Raw genomic sequence first — 18,438 nt, forward strand, 5'->3', positions numbered from 1 at the left:
CATCTCTTTGCCCATATGCACCCTTATAGGTAATTATTGAAGAAGCAACCGTCCGGAATTTCCGGACGCTTGCTTCATTTATAAATGTTGAGAAGGTATTACTTCCGCTTCGTTACCAGTTCATATACACAGGGTATTACGATCAGATTTAGCAAGGTTGCGCTCAGCAATCCCCCCAAAATCACAACCGCCATTGGACTCTGAATCTCATTTCCGGCCTCACCACCTTTTAGTGCTAAAGGGATCAATGCCAACCCTGTAGTAAACGCTGTCATCAGAATTGGATTGAGCCGGTCCATAGCACCTCCAAGCAGGAGTTCGGCTCCGACTTTGCCTTCTTTTCTTAAGTCTTCATACCGCGATACGAGCAGGATACCGTTTCTGGTTGCAATACCGAACAGGCTGATAAACCCAATTGTAGCTGCGATACTGATAACACCGGATGTAAAATATACAAGCAAGATCCCCCCGATCAGCGCTAGAGGTAAGTTAAGTAACACAACCAGGGAAAGGTTGACATCCTGAAACTCGTAATACAGCAAAAGGAAAATGACAATAATAGCCATACCAGCTGTGATCAACAGTAGTTGTGAGGCTTTGGCCTCACTCTCAAACTGTCCGTCATATTCCACACGGTATCCTTCGGGAAGCTGAATCTGATCTCCGATGATTTGTTGGATATCGTTGACAACACTTCGGAGATCCCTGCCCTGAACATTTGCTGCAATCACAATTTTACGCTGCACATTCTCCCTACTTATGGAATTTGGACTGCTTACAGAGTTTACTCTTGCAAGCTGATCAAGCGGTATCTGACCTCCGTCAGGAAGTGAAATCAGTGCTTTTTCTATACTTGCCCTCGTGCTTCTGGATTCGGGTCTGAATCTTACCACCAGATCAAAATACTGTTGTCCTTCATAGATTTCACCTGCTTTTTCACCTGCAAAGGCAATGTCAACCTGTTCCATCAGGTCAGACACTGTCATTCCGTTAGCAGCCAGTAGTTGCCGATTCGGAATAATCCTCAGTTGTGGGACTTCTACCTGCTGGTCTACTGCCACATCTGCAATTCCATCAATTGACTCGATACTTGTTTCGATTTTCTTGCCTAGTTCAAACAAGCGCTGCAGGTCAGTACCAAAGACTTTGACCGCAATATTGGCACGCGTCCCGGAAAGCATATGGTCGATTCTGTGTGCGATGGGTTGACCAAGAGTAATGCTGGCGCCCGGAACTAAGCTCAGTCTGGTACGGACTTCTTCGAAAAACTCTTCTTTGGATTTATCAGAAAGCACAAAAGGAACGTCTATTTCTGCGGCATTTACTCCCTGCGCATGTTCATCCAACTCTGCCCGTCCGGTTCTTCTGGTAACGATACTTACCTCAGGCATGTCTAAGAGAAGCTGTTCTACCAACAGGCCTGTTTTGTTACTTTCCTCCAAAGACATTCCGGGAACACCCACGACGCTGATCACCAAAGAACCTTCGTTGAATTCAGGAAGAAAGCTTCGTCCGAGCTGCGAGAAAAGGAGCAGACTTACTAGGAATGCAGCACCGGTCATACCGATGATTAGTTTGGGGATCCCCAATGCTCTCCTCAGAACTGCCGAATAGTGCTTTTGCAGCCAACGTTCTACTTTGGTTCCTTCAGCTTGCTTTTCAAGTACCTTATTATTTTTCAACAAATAGGAACAAAGTACAGGAGTCACCGTCACAGCTACGATCAATGAAGTGAGGACTGAGGTGATAAATGCAATTCCCAATGGCTGCAACAGCCGTCCTTCCATACCACTTAAGAAGAAAAGTGGAATAAATGAAACGATGATAATCAGTGTGGCAATAATGATCGAGCTCCTAATTTCGACCGATGCATCCTGAACGACCTGAAGCACTGACTGGCGCTCTCCAACAGGCTTACGTACGTTTTCCCTTAATCTTTTGAAAACATTCTCCACATCGATAATTGCATCATCCACCAAAGCACCAATGGCAATGGCCATACCTCCAAGGCTCATGGTATTGATTGTATAGCCTAAAAGCTTGAGTACAATCACAGATACAAGCAGGGAAATTGGGATGGCAACTAATGAGATTACCGTAGTACGCCAGTTCATCAGGAAGATAAACAGCACAAGCACCACGAAAAATGCTCCCTCTAGTAAGGTCCGGTTCAGGTTTGAAATGGAAGCATCAATGAAATTAGACTGCCTGAAAATCTCGCTCTTGATTTCTACACCTGCCGGCAGGGTATGCTGCAAATCTGCAATTGCCTCATCAAGACTTTCAGTAAGTTCCAGGGTGTTTACATCAGGTTGCTTGGAAACAGTGAGAATTACCGCCGAAGATGCATTCAATGAACCGTCTCCGATTTTGTCTGCTGCCCCGATCTGCACGGTCGCTACATCTTTTATTTTAATGGATTGCCCATTCACCTGTTTCAATACCGCCTCTTCCAAGTCTTCCACAGCATATGCCCTGCCACTTCCCTTGATGATGTATTGATTTCCAAACTCATTCAATACGCCTCCCGGAGCATTCCTATTGGACTCTCTTACTTTTTCTAATAATTCTCCCAGCGTGACATCGTAGTATTTCAGCTTTTCAGGATTGGCGAAAACCTGGTATTGTTTGAAATCACCGCCTATCACCACCACATTTGCAACCCCGCCAATGGATTTGATACGTGGACGGACCGTCCAGTCTGCAAGGGTACGTAATTCCATGGGAGAAAGGCTGTCCGAGGTAACGCCCAACAGCATGATTTCACCCATAATAGATGAGATAGGAGCCATTGTTGGGGTACTTACTCCCTCAGGCAAGTTTTCCTGAACCATAGGGATCCGCTCACCCACAATCTGCCGGGCACGATAGATATCGGTACCCCAGTCAAATTCCACCCATACAATAGATATTCCCGCTGCCGATGAAGAACGGATTCTTCTGACATTGGGAGAACCGTTCATTGCTGTTTCAAGCTGATAGGTGACCAGCTTTTCCACTTCTTCTGATTCCATCCCATGGGCTTCTGTCAGGATCGTTACAGTAGGTGCGGTCAGATCCGGAAACACATCCACATTCATCGTCCGTGCCAGATACAAGCCTGTGATACTAAGTACTACAGCCCCAAGAAGCACCAACAATCTATTGTGAAGTGAAATGGATAATATTTTATTTAGCATAGCCCCGATCCATTAATGTTCATGGCCGTGCGCCGGTGCCTGTCCTGACATGGAAGCCATTTTCACCTGGTAAGCACCACGTGTAACTACCACTTCACCTACCTGCACTCCTTCTAAAATCTCTACTTCTTGCCCATTTCTTCTGCCTATGCTAACAGGTCTCCTGTCAAAACTCTCTCCGGAAAGCTCCACGATCACAGAGTAAATGCCGTAGTCTTCCAGCAGTGCAGACTCAGGAACAACAGCTGTTTTTTTAGGCTGGCCAAAAGCTATCTGAACCTCGGTAAAACTACCTTCAGGCATTTCCACCACATCGTTGATTTCAGCAAATACTGAAAGCAGAGGCTGATCACTTTCCACCTCTTTCCCTACAGATAATACTTTACCTGCCGTGGCTTTCAGACCAGACCAATGATCAGATCTATTTTGATAGTGGATATCGTGGATATCCTGAAGCTGAACCGCATAGGATGGGCTGACCTGGACTTCCAGAAGACTGGTTTTATGGCTTGTAATTGTCACCAGACTCGCACCTTCCGAAACAAACGATCCATTATCCACGGCTATTGATTTCACATAGCCTTCAAATGGTGTCAGGATCTGCTTTCCATCAGAGGTATAGCCGGCATTAAGAGTTTCATACGTTGACTTGGCAACCAGATACTTCTGCTCCACCTGCTCGAATTCTGACTTGGGTACAATCCTGGATTCAAACAGCTGCTTCTTACGCCCATATTCAAGGCTTGCCTGATCATAGGCCGCCTTCGCTTTTTGAATCTCTGCCGAAAGGTTATTGGAGGTCAATCCTGCACTGCTTACAGACATGAGTACCTGACCTTTTTGTACTTTCATCCCTTCGTTGAGATTGCCGCTGTTGAAATTCACTTTCCCCGAGTTTGGCGCAATAAGGGTCTGGTAATCCGAAGGAGAAACTTTCCACCTTCCTGAAGTAGGGATGGTTTGGTAGATTTCTTTTTCTACAACTTTAGCAGTCTGAAAATCTATTTTCCAAGCCTGTTCTTTAAGAAAGGTAATAGAACCATCATCTCCTTCTGCCATGCTCAGGTCACTTGCAGCATCTTCCATCGAAGCGTAAACTGTCACTCCTTCAATCACTATTTTATCTGTAATTGTAGAAGTCTTGAGTTCAAATACCAGTTGATATAGCCCCGCTTCTTTGGGTTGTAAAGAGGGTTTAAAGATTCCCGGGGAATCCGGGGAATCAACGGTATTTCTGATTCCATTTTCACCCTTGATCAGGCTGACCGTCAATGATCCCTCGCGGACTGGCCGATGCCTTTCCATTATAGTAAAGTGAGCGGCAAATCGACTGGTAGCACCTACCACCAAAGCAGGATATTCCACGAACAATTCCGTTTTATCGGTCCATACCGTGGCATCTACAGATGGGATTTCTGCTCCTTCCACTAGATGCGCACCATGTGCATCATGTGCATGATCCTCCGCTTCCTTTGCCTGACAGGAAGCAAGGATGAGTGTAACCATTAGTATTACATATCGCATAATCAATATCCTTTGAAGATATTAATGGTCAGAATGGGTAGTCCCGTCATCATGGGTATGCTCCGTAGTATCTTTCTCTACCTTGAATTCTTCCTGATGATGATCTGCATCTTCTGCTTCATGCGGATGACCGTGGGCTTCTTCTGTAGTATGCTCGTGGCCATGATCATCCACGTTTTTTTTGTTGCCACATGAAACAGAAACGACGAATAGGAATGCGAATAGAATAGTTGAAATTTTCATAATTGTTAAGTTTGAATGTTATAATTGATGTTTTAATAATTCGGCTTTGGATTGAACCAACTGGTTTTCCATTACCAGCATGGAATCCAAAGCATTTTGATAGAATTGCAATTCGATGTAGTACTGCATAAAGGAAAGTTCTCCCAATTCAAAGGCCTGAAGCAATAATTCTTCGCTGCCCAAAGATTCAAGGGTGGACTGGTATTCCTGGTATTTTTTCAGCAGCACTTGATATACCTCATATTCACCCAAGAATTCTGTGCGCAACAGATCTGTTTTAACCTGGGTAAAAGATTTTTGGTAATCATAGTTTGCCTCTGCGGCTTTTACTGTATTCCGGGTGCTCCATAAGGGAATAGAAACTCCGCCATAAACACCCGAATAGATAGACCCCGAAACACCCTGGTAATTATACCCTGCTGTTAGATTGGGAAGCGACTTGTTTTTGGAAAGCCTGATCTGCTGCTGAGCCACTTTTTCTTGTTCCAGGAGGATTTTAAATTCAGGATCAACCTGCATTTTTTCCTGCCACAGAGTTTCCGGGTCATTAATAGCCAATGATCCGATATAATCATTTGGAGCAAAGTCCAACTCAATTCCGCCATTCATATTTTTGAGACGGATCATTATTTTTTTGCGGTCTGACTCCAAAATATCCAGCTTAAACTGCTCTTGGATCCAGGCAATTTTGGCTTTGTTGAGTTCCAGGATACCGGCTTGTTCCAGCTCAAACAGCTCATTGGTCTGATCAAATATCTTCTTGGACTGCAAGACTCTGAGTTGCTCTATTTTCTCTTTTTTGGCCAAGAAAATCAATTCGTTTAATAGTTTGAAAGCCGGAAGTAATACTTCCTGCCGTTTCAGCTGGTATTCCATAGTATTCTGTGCCTCTTGCATCTCAATGAGGTCGCCACGGACACTGTATACCGATGGAAATTCGAATGACTGGGTTACCTGAAACTCGGTGTAATCCCCCGAGGCGTGATTGCCAAAAGGAAGGTAATATACCCCCGCCTGTGGATCAGGAAGATTGTTTGATGCTTTTTGCGATAGCTTTTTACTTTCTAAAAAGGAAGAAAAAGCTTTTAGTGTGGCATTGTTCTGTTCGATTTGCTGTAAAACTTCCATTGGATTAGAAGACTGGGCTACAGCAACAAACGAAAACAGGCACACGCAAAAAGCGAGTACATTGTTTTTTACCATGAAGTTGGATTTAGAATGAATCAATTGTTCTCAATGAAATTATTTCATTGACTCTGATAGGTTATCAAAGATTGATTTATCCTAAAGAAGGGGGGCCCCGTAAGGCAGTTGAAAAAAAGCAGGTGTTCTTAATTATCCCCAACAATTCAGGGACATTGGTTTTTAAGGGAGGACTTACTCCCTCAACCAATAAACGGTAAAACTCCGGAACCGTTTTTTGCTCTTTGCTTTTAGTTACATGGTTTTCGGAATGCTGTACCTGAGAAAGAGAGTGATCAGCTGGCAGTTGTGAATGTGCATGATAAGCAAAAAGTAAAGAAAGAAAGTCTAAAGAGCTCTTTTCTTCGGAATGATGATCATGCGTACTATTATTGTGATGATGATCTGAAATATCCTTTATCCCATGCTGATGATGGGAGTGGGGTGCCAATTGATGCAGCATGAACAAGCAGAACATGCTAAGTAGAAACCGGGCTATAATCGTGGATATAGGATGCACCTTATACAAAGGAATCTAAATTTTTCTTTTAATCAAATGTAGACTTGATGAAAAATATTTCGCACAGAAAATCATTGGCTCAAATTTCACATGTTCATATATCTCTAAAAATAGGGTTTTATCAAAATCCAGTGACGGTTTCAAATTACATTTTATGGCAAAGCCATAGTTATATCGAACCAATTTATGGAAGATTTTGAAAGGGTTTTGAAGCTGGATTCAGAAATAAGACTTTAGATAATTAGAGTTAATGCTTGGATTTTGGAGCTGGCAAAGCCATAGTTATATCGAACCAATTTATGGAAGATTTTGAAAGAGTTTTGAAACTGGATTCAGAAATAAGGCTTTAGATAATCCGGGTTAATGCTTGGATTTTGGACGCAACTAAAGTGTTTTCGAACCATTTAAAAGAAGATTTATGGGCATTGGGACGTTTTTATGGACCCGTAGGCTAACAAGGTAGGCTGAGACTTCTGCTTTAAGCGTTTCCACCAACCCAAAATCATTTGATTATTATGATTAATCATAATATGGCCTTAGACACCTATAAAAATAATTTTAATGTATGTGTCTCGTCAGGTGGAGTTGGCGGTGGATATTCCGCTCTATAGTACGCCACAATTCCACTACAATGTATAAAAGTCGAACTCTTTTGAGGAGGATCTGGAGCTTTTATGCAGGTTGTTCAGGTTTTTCTAAATTCGATTAATTGCTTCGAATTAGTACTTAAGAGAAATATCTGTCCATTTATTCTCACTTATCAACTTAATGATAATCAGAGGGTAGGATCCCGATGGAGTGTCGTCACTTGGGCTAGTTTGTTTTCTGCGATGGTTGTAGTAACCGAAGTATTTGGCTACCTGTGCATTTAGATCCAATCTGTCAGCCGGAGAATTTAAATAGAATTTTTTCGCACTTATGATTTCCCAGAACAGTTCGATAAATACGTTGTCATAAATTCCTATAATTAGAGATTTATCGATCCTAGGCTTAGCAATAACGGATGCTATACGCTTTGAAGATTCGTAGCGTTGAAATCGGTCTTCGGATTTTATTGACGTTGGTTTATCTATGTATATATTTAAGATTACTGGAATTTTTAAAAAGGTGAAGGGATTCTCTTACTTTGTAATGCATTGAATTGTAAAAATTCCGATGAGTTCCCGTTTTTTTGCTCCTGCTTATAATTTGTTCTTTTGGTGCTATGACATAAAACACAACATTTTTTTGCCCGGGTTATTCCCACATAATGAAGATTAATATCCTGAGTAAGATCTGAAAATAAGCTTTGATGATCTTGGATTTCCTTTTTAGGGAGTATCCACTCATACAGATCTAAGTGAAAAACTATATCAAACTCCAATCCCTTAGATTTATGCAAGGTCATTATTTGTATTTCGTTATCAGCAGCAGGCTTATATGACTCCAGCAACCTGGAATCTGATAATACTTCCTTCAATAGATCAATAGAATTAGCATTTTTTCCGGTCGGATGAAGATTTGCCGCAATGCTATCCGCTAAGCTGATAGCTGAAACCACATCAAAATGTGGAGCAGCCAATTCCGCTTCTAACCTCCTGATCTGTTTTAATACTTCTTTTACCTTAAAGCGGTTTATATCGGCACTGATATAATTTTCTACAAATGCTGTTTTCGATAGCTTTTTATCAAATACGATGGAAAGTAATTCTTTGAAAAGTCCAGACCATATTGTAAAATCTTCATCTAATGGCGTAGCTTCAAAATACTTATGAGGAAGTCTTATATTGTTATGTATCAGTGTTCCTGTTCTGCTGTTACGAACAAGGATGCCTATTTTGTTTTCCTTGTAAATATTATATTTTCTAATATACTGAGCCATTGATTTTGTTAGCCATTCAGCAATTTGAATTTCATTTCCCTGTACTTGCTTTTCAAAAACATGGATTTCTTTATACGGGAGTAGTTCAGCATCTTCGTTCAGTAAAAGGAGAGAATAGTTAATGATAGACGCATCACACCTGTGATTGTAATCAAGCGGAAAAAGCGTAAAATCTTCTTTTCTCTTTGCTAAATTGATCAGGTATTCTGAACTTTTTCCTGAAAATTTAAAAATGGATTGATTGGCATCTCCTACCGCAATTGCAGATAATCCCAGCTTCATAATTTTTAAAAAGAGCAGATGTTGCTCCTTACCTGTATCCTGATATTCATCGATGATTATGTAGGTGTACCTGGCTTTAATGTAGTTGCGGCAAGCCTTGCTATTATTAAATATGTAAATAGACAACAAGCCTACTGATTCTAACACCACTTTTCCCTGCAAAAACAACTTCTTTAAAAAGCCAATATGCTCTTGAGGCATATGCTCCGGATCAATCTCATTATCTAGCCAATTAAGTTCTTCCTTAATATCGTCTTTCAGATCACTCCTTCTTACAATACCGACTTCTATTTTGGGAATACCAAAAAGCTGTTTTGCAAACGGAATAATAATTTCGGACAAATAGAATTTGTCCATAGTTCCGAAAAATGATGCTTTAGGAGCCAGCCCTTCCTTTAAGCATCTAGTTCTTAATTCATGAGAAGCCTTGTTAGTGTACGATATCGCTATTACGCCTTTAATCTCGATTGTGCCCGGGAGTATTTTCTTTATTTTCTCAGATAGAACAAATGTTTTCCCACTACCTGGATTAGCGACAATAACTAGACTACCGGGCGCATCAATAATTTTTTCCTGTTGTGCTGTCGGCTTCATACATTTTTCTCAATACGTTTTTTACAAGCAAATAGCGGTTTGGCTAATTCTGATTTCCTCAAAAGTTTTAATTTTCCGGATTGTTTACGTAAAAACTCAAACATGAATGTTGCCTTTCTTCTCTGCATAGCTTTTAACGCTTCCTGTTTATCATCTACGCCAAGATGAGCCAGAATGCTGGCTTCAAGACTTTGACTCAACATGTCATTTTCCAAGTCTTTCTGGGAAATAAAAATATCATACCCTTCTAATTGTATTCTGAACTTATTGGCAGCATCTAAATTATTTGCTGGTGGGACTTCTATAGCAAAACCACTTAATAGCTTCTCATGAGAGACAATGAGCTTCTCAACGTTTTGAGCTTTCTTACAGTTATTCTTATAAATTGATAAAGCGCGCTGAATTCCGGCAAGCCTATATTCTGCCTTTTTAGGTATCTTAAACACATCATTATCTGTCCTGATTACCCATTCGATCTCCAAGGCGTGTAATATTTTTACAAATGTTTCAAATCCTACGCCATCTGCCATTAGAATGCTGATGTTAAGCCTGTCCAGGTCAATTCCCAATTCACGCGCTAGGACTTTATAAAATAGAATTTCAGACGGCCCTTCCACTAAAAGTACAGCATTGGCAAAAAAGGCTTCTGCCGCTATAACATTTAGTCTATAACCAAAATTGTAAACAGCTTCTTCGATGATATGGCTGCAACCTTCGCTGGCAGCTTTTGTACTCTTACCCTTCTGTAATAACCGGACAATTGAATTTGCCGAAAACTCAGATGCAATTTGCGGTGAGTGTGAGGTAATGAAAACTTGTCCTTTTAGTGTCTTAATCAGGTATTCAGCCAGTTTCCTTTGTTGGTGCGGATGCAGATGTGCTTCAGGTTCTTCAATACAGTAAAAGGTGACTTCTAAAGGGTTATCTTCCTGAATTTCATTTCTGGCTGCCCATAGTGCCAAAAAGATTTGGTTGTTGCGTCCATCTCCGCCTATTGCCAAATTTGCATTATTGACTTTTGAAGCCAGATGTAAATTTTCAACGAAACTGTTTACATCAGAACTGCCCACATCAAATATAACCTCCTGTCCTGCATGATGAAAGGATAGTTCCTGCAGCTCTGTATTGATAGCTTCGGTTGCTCTGCTAACATAGGAGAGTTTAGATACCTTTTCATTGGTAGAAAGTAACCCTTTTTCAATTTCCAACAGGCTTTTATCATCTGTTGTTACCTCTGCATCGGACCTCTTTTCCTGCGCATCTTTCAGGAGATTTCGCTTCTCTCTTTTTATATAGCTGTGTAAATCCCGGTTGCTGCTTATATATTTTATATGAAGCACTTTCCGATAGAATCTTTCCTGTATTTCTTCTAGCTGGTTTTCTTTGAACCCGGCGTAAAATTTGTACTCATGGTTTTCTTTCCATGCTTTATAGGAAAGGTATAACACACCGGCATTACTAATTTTTCCCGGAAGTTTTGAAAGAACACAATCTTCTGTTACTTCTTCAAATTTAATTGTAATGCTAAGTTCCTTCGTATCCTCATGACAATAGAAATCGGAATCCTTTGGTTCGATATCCCACTCAGAGAGGCTTCTGTCTAACAGTATGCGCATTGCATATAGCATATTGGATTTCCCAATATCGTTTGTGCCGATTATGAGTGTTTTCTCGGAAACGTTTATTGTGGAGTCTTTAAAGTTTCTAAAGCCTTTGAGCTTAATGTTGGTTATTTTCATATGCGATTACCATTGTTTTTGAATCTGGTTTACGTAAGCTGTATATCTTTACTCCTGAACGAATAATTGGTCATACAAATATTTTGTGTGCCTCTTAATATAGTTATTCAATCCACTGCCATAGCGAGCCAACTGCTTCATGTTCTCAACATGTGTACTGCCGGATTTTCTATAACTGTAAGTATAAGTGCGGGACGTTACGAAGAACTGTACCCTAATATAATCCATGTCAATTTCATACGCATAAACTCCTGAATCTCCGCTCTTATTTCCATATCTTTCCATAATTCATTTTTTTATGATTAGTTATTGTTTAATCTTTCAAATGCCGCAATAATCTGTGAATCAATCATATCTGCAGTAGATATATAACTCAAGATCATGTCTCCGGAATCTGTTCCTTTATCAGATAATAGACTATAGGTCAACGGTTCTTCAATATGAACACTTACTCTTTCTTTTAGAAGCCTTTGTAATTGTGGATAGAATTTTTCATTATTATTTGCAAAACGATTATTAGGAATAGCTTCCTTTATTGCGTTAATTTCTTCTATTGAGACTGTAATTTCCCATTGCTCTAGTCTATTATTACAAATATTTACCCATACAGCAGAGTCTATGCTATCTTCAATATCTTGTTTGCCAACAAAAAACATGTTCTCTGTAATTGCGGCTTGCCCAATTTTGTAAGACGCATCATTGTCAAACAGAAATGCTAGGTTATTTACATCTTTTCTAAAATCTCTAAAAATATTTTCCAAAATCTGCTTTGCTTCAATCCATTTATCTTTCCCCTTAATATTGATTATTTGGATATTGTCTTCTTCATGAGAGTGGCCTCTCCAGATTTTATACAGCCTAGGAATTAAATACGCTTCTGTGTCGCCTTCAATAATTAAAAACTTATTGAAGAACAAGAAATCACTATTCCTGATTTCTAAGTTTTGAAAAATGGCGTCAATGTTATCTATCCCGTAAAGCTCAGTATAGCCGTTAGTTCCTTGTATGACACCTGTAATAGAATCTAATTTGGTTTTGTCAATGAATATGGTCGAATGAGTGCTCAAAATAGTTTGAACATTTCCTGCAGAAATATTTCGCATAATTTCGAATAATTGTCTTTGAGCTGTTGGGTACAAGTGAGTTTCCGGTTCATCAAATGCCCAAATGAACTTGTTGTGTGTGTAACCTTGTTCATGAGCTGTTATGGCAGCAGCTTTGATCATTGCAAACCATATTTGTCTTTTTATTCCTTCGCCTTGAGCATCTAAATGTATATCACCGTCTGCATTAGCTTTATTTATAACGATATCAGTTATAGACTCTTTTAAGTCAATATAAACCTTTGTTTTAATAGCTGTTATACTAGGAAAATCTACCCCAATGACCGCCTGTATTTCCTGAAGCTTTTCATTAATTCCCTCTGTTACTGTTTGCGCAGTATTTCTGGCCTGTGCTTTTAGAGGAGTTAAGTGCTGTTCCACCAATCCACTCATCGCATCAGCAGCTAATGATTTTATTTCCTCTAAAGAACAATTCCAATCTAAATACCTAAATATTGGTAATAATTCTTTATCGCCTTTTTCAAATTTAAATTCTCGCCAGATTAAAACAGGTTGTCGTACTTGATATACAGCTCTGACTTTTTCGATATTTGAAAGAGGACCGGCATTGTTTTCATTTTGGAGAAGTTCTTTCGGAACTTCTAAATCAGCAACCAATTTATTTAGCTGCGCATTTGTCAATGAATATGCTTCGAGATAAGCACCCCCTGTATCAAAATCATTAAGGATGACAAATGGTTTTGAGCTATTATTGCTTGTGTCAAAGACTTTTGCGATCCATAAGAAATTTGAATTGTTTGACTCCAAAGCCCATCTTGCAGTAGGCGATAGGGTTAGGAGAAACTCTTGTGTTAATTCATTCTCCCCAACATTTAATTTACCAATCACAAAACTTTGTCGCCTATCATATGGCAAAATCGGCAGTTGATTTCCATTGATTACTTGATCAAATTCTTCCTGCGTTAACGTGGTATTTGATAAATCATTTTTAGCACTATTATCTTTTACAAAACTAAAAGTGGGTTTATCGCTAAATAAAAGATCGGCTGCTTTTAATATTGAAGACTTTCCACTATCATTAATGCCAATAAGAACATTAGGTTCTTGCTCGTCAAATTCAATTTGAACATTTTGGCAACTTCTATAATTTAGTATTATAAGCTTGGCTAAATGCATTTTTATGTATTTATATTTTTATATTAAATATTCCCCAACACCTCCACTTTACTCCTCCCGCTCTGCTGTTTACTCACTTTGATCTGCATGGGTATGCGCTCCGTCATTTCCTGCACGTGCGATATTACACCCACCTTGCGGCCCTGGTTATGTAGCCTTTCTAAAGCATCCATGGCGATGTTGAGCGTGGTGGGGTCGAGCGAACCGAAGCCCTCGTCGATGAACAGGGATTCCACCTTCATGCGACTGGACGAAAGCGAGGCCAGCCCCAATGCCAAAGCCAATGATACCAGGAAGGATTCTCCACCTGAAAGGGAATACACGGTACGCACTTCATCGCCCATGTCCTGATCCAATACCTGTAGGCCCAACGAGTTGGGGATACGCTGCAATATGTAGCGTTTACTCAGTACTTCCAGATGGACATTGGCATAGCTGAGCAATACGTCCAGGGTATATTCCTGGGCGATCTGCCGGAATTTCTTGCCATCGGCAGACCCGATGATCTCATTGAGCTTTGCCCAATTGTCCACTGCCAGTGACTGCCGCTCGATGTCCTGCAAAAGCTGGCCGATGCGCTGTTTGTTGGAGGCATCTTCCCGTAGGCGGAAGCCAATTTCATTGACGGTTTGCATGTATTGACGTAATGTGGAGGTTGCTTCATCCTGCAATGTTGTCAGTTCGTCAAGTGACCGTTCTGACAGGCGTTGCTGCATATGCTTTTCCAGTGTATGACTCCGCTCGCTCCATACTGATTTGGTCAGTGTTACCGCATCGTCCACAGTACGCAAGGCTGCCCGTTCCGCCTCTATCCAATCCTGGGTAAAATTCAATAGTAGTATTAATTCGGATTCTGTCAACGTGGTGGCATGTTGCCGGTTATGGGCATCAAGCCATTCTTTTATTTTGGCTTCAAGGTTTGTTTCCTGCTGCTTCAGGGTGGAAATATCTTTTTCTGTCTGTTCTTTTTGAGTGATGGTGCGGGTGAGCTCGGCCTGTAGTGTCTCCTTTTCTGCTCTTCGCTCATCCAATTTCTGCCGGGTCTGGGTTACCGATTCTTTCAGGTTGGCTTCCACTTTCGATATTGACTCCCCATCGAAAATGGTCTTTCGCTTTTCCGTCAGATCATTCCATTGTTCTTGTAGCTGAGACAGGTTCTGCTCTTTTAGCTTTACCGCTTCCGAAAAGTTATCCCCTTGTTCCTGTATACCCTTCAGGGTTGCGGTTAGCACACCTTGCTGCCGTACGCCTTCTTCCAGCTGTTGTTCATTGGTTATCCATTCCTCTGCAAATTTCCGGATACGTTGTATGAAGGCCTCAGGGTCGGTTTTCCAATGCCGGAACCATTGTTCGGAGGTGAAATAGGGGGACAGGCTTTGCTGTGTTTTGTCGAGGTTGGCATTGGCTAACTGTTGTTCCTGTGTATGGTTTGCAAATTGCTCCTGCAGGGATTTGAGATTTCTTTCTATGTCTTTCAGAGCATTGTCGGTTTCGGTGAGTTGCTTATCCCACGCATCCCGTTGGTTTTTCAGCGCTTCCAGTTGTTCTTTCCCGGTGCCGTAATCCCGGATTTGTTCCCGCAACTCGTGTTGCCTGTCTTTCTGTTGCTGTAGTTGTTGCCGAAGCCATGTGGCCCTATCTCCGACAGGCTGCTTCATACAAGCCGTATGGATTTTAAACAAAGTCCATGTTTCCTCCAATTGCTGAATAGCTTTTTCTTTAAAGGTCAGGTCTTTGTCCTGTGTGCCGATGGACTTTTGCAATTGCTCACAAGCTTGATTCAGGCTACTATGCGTCGTCAGGAGTTGTGTATAGTCGGTTTCTATCTCCTGGTGACTGGCTTCGAGCTGGCGGAGCACGTAATCGAGCTGCGGATTGTGCGTCGCATAGGGGTGGGTGGTGCTGCCGCAAACCGGGCAGGGTTCATCCGGCTCAAGCGTCGCACGCAGGCTTTCCACATCTTTCGCGGCGGCCAGCCGGGCTTTTTCCAGCATGCTTAGTGAAGTGTCCCGCTGTGCCCTAGTCGTTTCGAGCGACTTTGCAGTAGCAGTTAATTGATTCAGGTTGTCTTCCAGTTGCTTTTTGTTGTCTTTGAGTAGTTGTTGAAGGGTGTCTCGTTCTGTCTGCGCGCTATAAAGCAATTTCCAATGGGCCTCAGCTGCAATGGCGTCTTCCACGGAGGCATCAATGGTGGACTTTTCCTGTACCAGGGAGGCTATGGGTAGGGCGGATAATGCCGCCTGTAGGCTGTCGAAGTCCTGTTGTGCCTGTTGCAGGGATGCTTGTAAGGAAGCTTGTTCAATATCTAGCCGTTCTTTTTCCTGTTGGTTATGACCGATCTCCTTTTCGGCAGTATCCATGAGGGAAGACCGGTGCTGTAGGGTGTCCAGCAGGGTTTCGGCATCACTGAGCTTGGATATGATCCATTGGTGTTGTTCGGCAATGGGCTGGTGCGATGCATGCTTTTCTTTCCATTGGTTGAGCTGTTGTAAAGCCTTTTCCAACTGGTCTGCCTCCTGCTTGGTTTGTGTTGATTTTTCCTGGTGCTGTTGTAGCTTTTCAAGAGCGGTGTTTACTTCATCTTCTGCCTGCCGGATTTGCGTCTCCTTGTCGGTCAGTTGCGTATCCAGTTTCTTTGCGGCATCGAGCAGGGACTGGGCGGCTTCCTGCTCCTGAATCCTGGTATTCAGGTTGGATTCTGCCTGCTGCAGGGAAAGGTCGAGCGTTTCTTTTTGCTGATCCAAAGCCGCTAATCGGGTAATAAGCTGTTCTGATTGTGTTGATTTATCGGTGAGTAGACTTTGCGTGTGGTGCAGGTTGTCGACTGTTGGTCTTACAGGCTGTACCCGTATGATTTGCTGCAACCGGCGCTCTCGCGGCAAGGCTTCTTCTTTGGCAGCGGCGCCCTGCTCATATTGCAGCCGTGCGGTTTCCAGATGGGACTGTAATGTCACGTATTGTTCGTGCCAGGTGATTTCTTTGCCTAACTCAGCCACTGATTTTTCCTGTGTTTTTATCGCGGATTGGGTGGCTTCTTTTTGTACCTCCAAGGCATCCAATTCTCCGGAAGTCAGGGTGGGGATACCTTCCCGTTGTACATTGAGCTCACGAAGTTGCTGAGTCTGTTCCCGGTGTTTTTCAAAAACATGCCTTGAAATTTCGGAATAGACGTGCGTACCGGTCAGCTTCTCCAGCAAGGAAGATTTTTCGTCCCTGCCGGCTTTAAGAAAGGCGGTAAAATCACCCTGAGCCAGCAGCACCGAACGGGTAAATTGCTCGAAGTTCAATCCGACCAACCGTTCTATCTCCTGTAGTAATTCTGTTTTCCGGCCAGGGATATCCTGATTAGTACTGGTGTTTTTCAGTGCTATCTCGTAAGCCTGCAAGTTGCCATCGGCTTTGTTGCGGGCTCTTCTTACACTCCATGTAGACCGGTAGTGATAACCGTCTACACCAACAAAATCTACTCCCGCAAACCCTTCTCCTGTGCCATCACGAAGTATGCCCCGGACGTCGCCCTGAAGGATGGTGCTCCCTTGCACATCCTTGATTTCAACGCCGGTTTCGGCCAGTTTGTATCTTGGGGTTCTGGCATATAAAGCAAGGCAAAGCGCATCGAGGATGGTGGATTTGCCCGCGCCCGTTGGACCGGTGATCGCAAAGATACCGGCGGACTGTAGCGGCTCCTGCGTGAAGTCGATTTCCGTGGTTCCGTCGAGCGAAGCTAGGTTTTTGATGCGTATGGCCAATATCTTCATGCCGTTATTCGGTTTGGGAAACTTTCTGGGTTACCTGGTGAAACAATTGCAGCAGTTCTTCCGGCAGCGCATGGCCATACCGGGATTGGTAGACTTTACTAAACACATCCAGCGGTTGTAGTTCGTTCAGTTGATCCGGGCTCACCATTTCGTCTTTATTTGCCAGCGGCGATGAGGTGGTGTAACGCACATCGATTTTTGCCAGCCGTACATGTTTACCACTTAAGGCAGTCTCTACCTTATGTCGGAGTGCGGGTTCAGGGCCATCGAGCAATACGCGTACTTCAAGATACGGGGCGAATGCCGGATCGTCTCCCGTTTCGGGTAATTGTGTCAGGGCGGCAATCACCTCCGTCAGCGTGCTATGTACGGCAGGGATGCGCTGAAGCGGTATGGATACGGGTACTTCTATTGATTTGATTTTGCCGAGGGTTTCGCTATCCACGTCAAAGACGATTACTTGGTGTTTGTAATTCAGTTCTGAAAATGACATGGGTATTGGGCTACCGCAGTAGCGGACATATTCTTTTCCGCCGATTCGCTGCGCTTTATGAATATGCCCCAGTGCCACATAGCGGATATCTTCGTGAAATGCGTACGCGGAAATGCATTCCACGCCGCCCATGATGAGCCTTTCAGCTTTGTCCATTTCGCTTACCTCTGCCTGTTGGGCGTGTAGGTGTCCCATCGCAATGATGGCCTGCCCGGGTTGCTTTTTAGCCAGTGCGTATGCATACGCTTCTTTATAAAAGGTGGCGACTCCTTCCGAATAAGGATTATCACTATCCGGTATTGCCGGGTAATCTCCCATGCGCAGGAAAGGAACGGCCATGCACCAGGCTTTCACATTCCCTTGTTTGTCTTTCAGCGGAATGATTAGTTGACTATAATCAATCTCTCCGTTTTCATCTTTTTCGACCAGCCCGACAATATGGATATTGGATGACTCCAAAAGCGGTTTGGGTGATTCCAGGCGTGACGCGGAATCGTGGTTGCCTGCGGTAATAACCACCTGCAGGTCGGGGTTGACTCTTGTGGCCCTGTTAAGGAATGTGTAGAATAGCCTGATGGAAGCGGCAGAAGGATTAGACAAATCAAATACATCACCACTGATCAGCAGCACATCCACCTGTTCGTCTTGTAACGATTTTGTCAGCCAATCCAAGAATTGTTGGTGCTCATAAGTACGGTCATATTCGTGGAAGAGCTGACCAATATGCCAATCAGCGGTGTGGAGGATTTTTATCATTACATTTATTTTGATTTCCTTTAGCAATTCTGATACAATCAGGTAAGAATTGTGGTTAGCCTAACCA

At 42.5% G+C, this 18,438-nt stretch carries 9 protein-coding genes; all 9 read right to left on the reverse strand.

All coding sequences use genetic code 11. The annotated features are described in order from the left end of the window. Nucleotides 1–98: 98 nt before the first annotated feature. The 9 genes from LZF95_RS16285 to LZF95_RS16325 all read right to left on the reverse strand — a co-directional run bounded on the left by LZF95_RS16285 (nucleotide 99) and on the right by LZF95_RS16325 (nucleotide 18,371). Nucleotides 99–3,179: an efflux RND transporter permease subunit gene (locus LZF95_RS16285; protein ID WP_192085619.1), complete on the reverse strand. Its 3,081-nt coding sequence runs from the start codon at nucleotides 3,177–3,179 to the stop codon at nucleotides 99–101. 12 nt (nucleotides 3,180–3,191) lie between these two features. After that, nucleotides 3,192–4,685 carry an efflux RND transporter periplasmic adaptor subunit gene (locus LZF95_RS16290; protein ID WP_225586758.1) on the reverse strand — a complete coding sequence of 498 codons (1,494 nt, stop codon included), beginning with the start codon at nucleotides 4,683–4,685 and terminating at the stop codon, nucleotides 3,192–3,194. Nucleotides 4,686–4,724: 39 nt separating this feature from the next. Beyond that, nucleotides 4,725–4,946 carry a hypothetical protein gene (locus LZF95_RS16295; protein WP_192085615.1) on the reverse strand — a complete coding sequence of 74 codons (222 nt, stop codon included), beginning with the start codon at nucleotides 4,944–4,946 and terminating at the stop codon, nucleotides 4,725–4,727. An 18-nt stretch (nucleotides 4,947–4,964) separates the two neighbouring features. Next, entirely contained in the window at nucleotides 4,965–6,149 is a 1,185-nt protein-coding gene (locus LZF95_RS16300) for a TolC family protein (protein ID WP_192085613.1), read from the reverse strand. 1,598 nt (nucleotides 6,150–7,747) lie between these two features. Next, nucleotides 7,748–9,385 carry a UvrD-helicase domain-containing protein gene (locus LZF95_RS16305; RefSeq protein WP_192085611.1) on the reverse strand — a complete coding sequence of 546 codons (1,638 nt, stop codon included), beginning with the start codon at nucleotides 9,383–9,385 and terminating at the stop codon, nucleotides 7,748–7,750. Continuing rightward, a complete protein-coding gene (locus LZF95_RS16310; protein ID WP_192085609.1) occupies nucleotides 9,382–11,124 on the reverse strand; it encodes an ATP-dependent endonuclease in 1,743 nt (580 codons plus the stop codon). Before LZF95_RS16310 ends, LZF95_RS16305 begins: the two co-directional genes overlap by 4 nt. A 302-nt stretch (nucleotides 11,125–11,426) precedes the next feature. Continuing rightward, nucleotides 11,427–13,364, reverse strand: a complete 1,938-nt coding sequence (locus tag LZF95_RS16315) for an ATP-dependent endonuclease (protein WP_192085607.1) — start codon at nucleotides 13,362–13,364, stop codon at nucleotides 11,427–11,429. A gap of 23 nt (nucleotides 13,365–13,387) precedes the next feature. Next, nucleotides 13,388–17,122 (reverse strand): AAA family ATPase, encoded by a 3,735-nt coding sequence (locus tag LZF95_RS16320; RefSeq protein ID WP_192085605.1) that lies wholly within the window; start codon nucleotides 17,120–17,122, stop codon nucleotides 13,388–13,390. A 4-nt stretch (nucleotides 17,123–17,126) separates the two neighbouring features. Next, on the reverse strand, nucleotides 17,127–18,371 hold the full coding sequence (locus LZF95_RS16325) for an exonuclease SbcCD subunit D C-terminal domain-containing protein (protein WP_192085603.1): 1,245 nt from the start codon (nucleotides 18,369–18,371) through the stop codon (nucleotides 17,127–17,129). Nucleotides 18,372–18,438 lie beyond the last annotated feature (67 nt).

It is taken from the genome of Algoriphagus sp. AGSA1 (assembly GCF_021390545.1).
GTDB lineage: Bacteria > Bacteroidota > Bacteroidia > Cytophagales > Cyclobacteriaceae > Algoriphagus.

What these genes read in the sequence shown, in the direction of transcription:
- LZF95_RS16285 (WP_192085619.1), bottom strand. Translation starts at nt 3,179, where the DNA reads ATGCTAAATAAAATATTATCCATTTCACTTCACAATAGATTGTTGGTG.
- LZF95_RS16290 (WP_225586758.1), bottom strand. Translation starts at nt 4,685, where the DNA reads ATGGTTACACTCATCCTTGCTTCCTGTCAGGCAAAGGAAGCGGAGGAT.
- LZF95_RS16295 (WP_192085615.1), bottom strand. Translation starts at nt 4,946, where the DNA reads ATGAAAATTTCAACTATTCTATTCGCATTCCTATTCGTCGTTTCTGTT.
- LZF95_RS16300 (WP_192085613.1), bottom strand. Translation starts at nt 6,149, where the DNA reads ATGGTAAAAAACAATGTACTCGCTTTTTGCGTGTGCCTGTTTTCGTTT.
- LZF95_RS16305 (WP_192085611.1), bottom strand. Translation starts at nt 9,385, where the DNA reads ATGAAGCCGACAGCACAACAGGAAAAAATTATTGATGCGCCCGGTAGT.
- LZF95_RS16310 (WP_192085609.1), bottom strand. Translation starts at nt 11,124, where the DNA reads ATGAAAATAACCAACATTAAGCTCAAAGGCTTTAGAAACTTTAAAGAC.
- LZF95_RS16315 (WP_192085607.1), bottom strand. Translation starts at nt 13,364, where the DNA reads ATGCATTTAGCCAAGCTTATAATACTAAATTATAGAAGTTGCCAAAAT.
- LZF95_RS16320 (WP_192085605.1), bottom strand. Translation starts at nt 17,122, where the DNA reads ATGAAGATATTGGCCATACGCATCAAAAACCTAGCTTCGCTCGACGGA.
- LZF95_RS16325 (WP_192085603.1), bottom strand. Translation starts at nt 18,371, where the DNA reads ATGATAAAAATCCTCCACACCGCTGATTGGCATATTGGTCAGCTCTTC.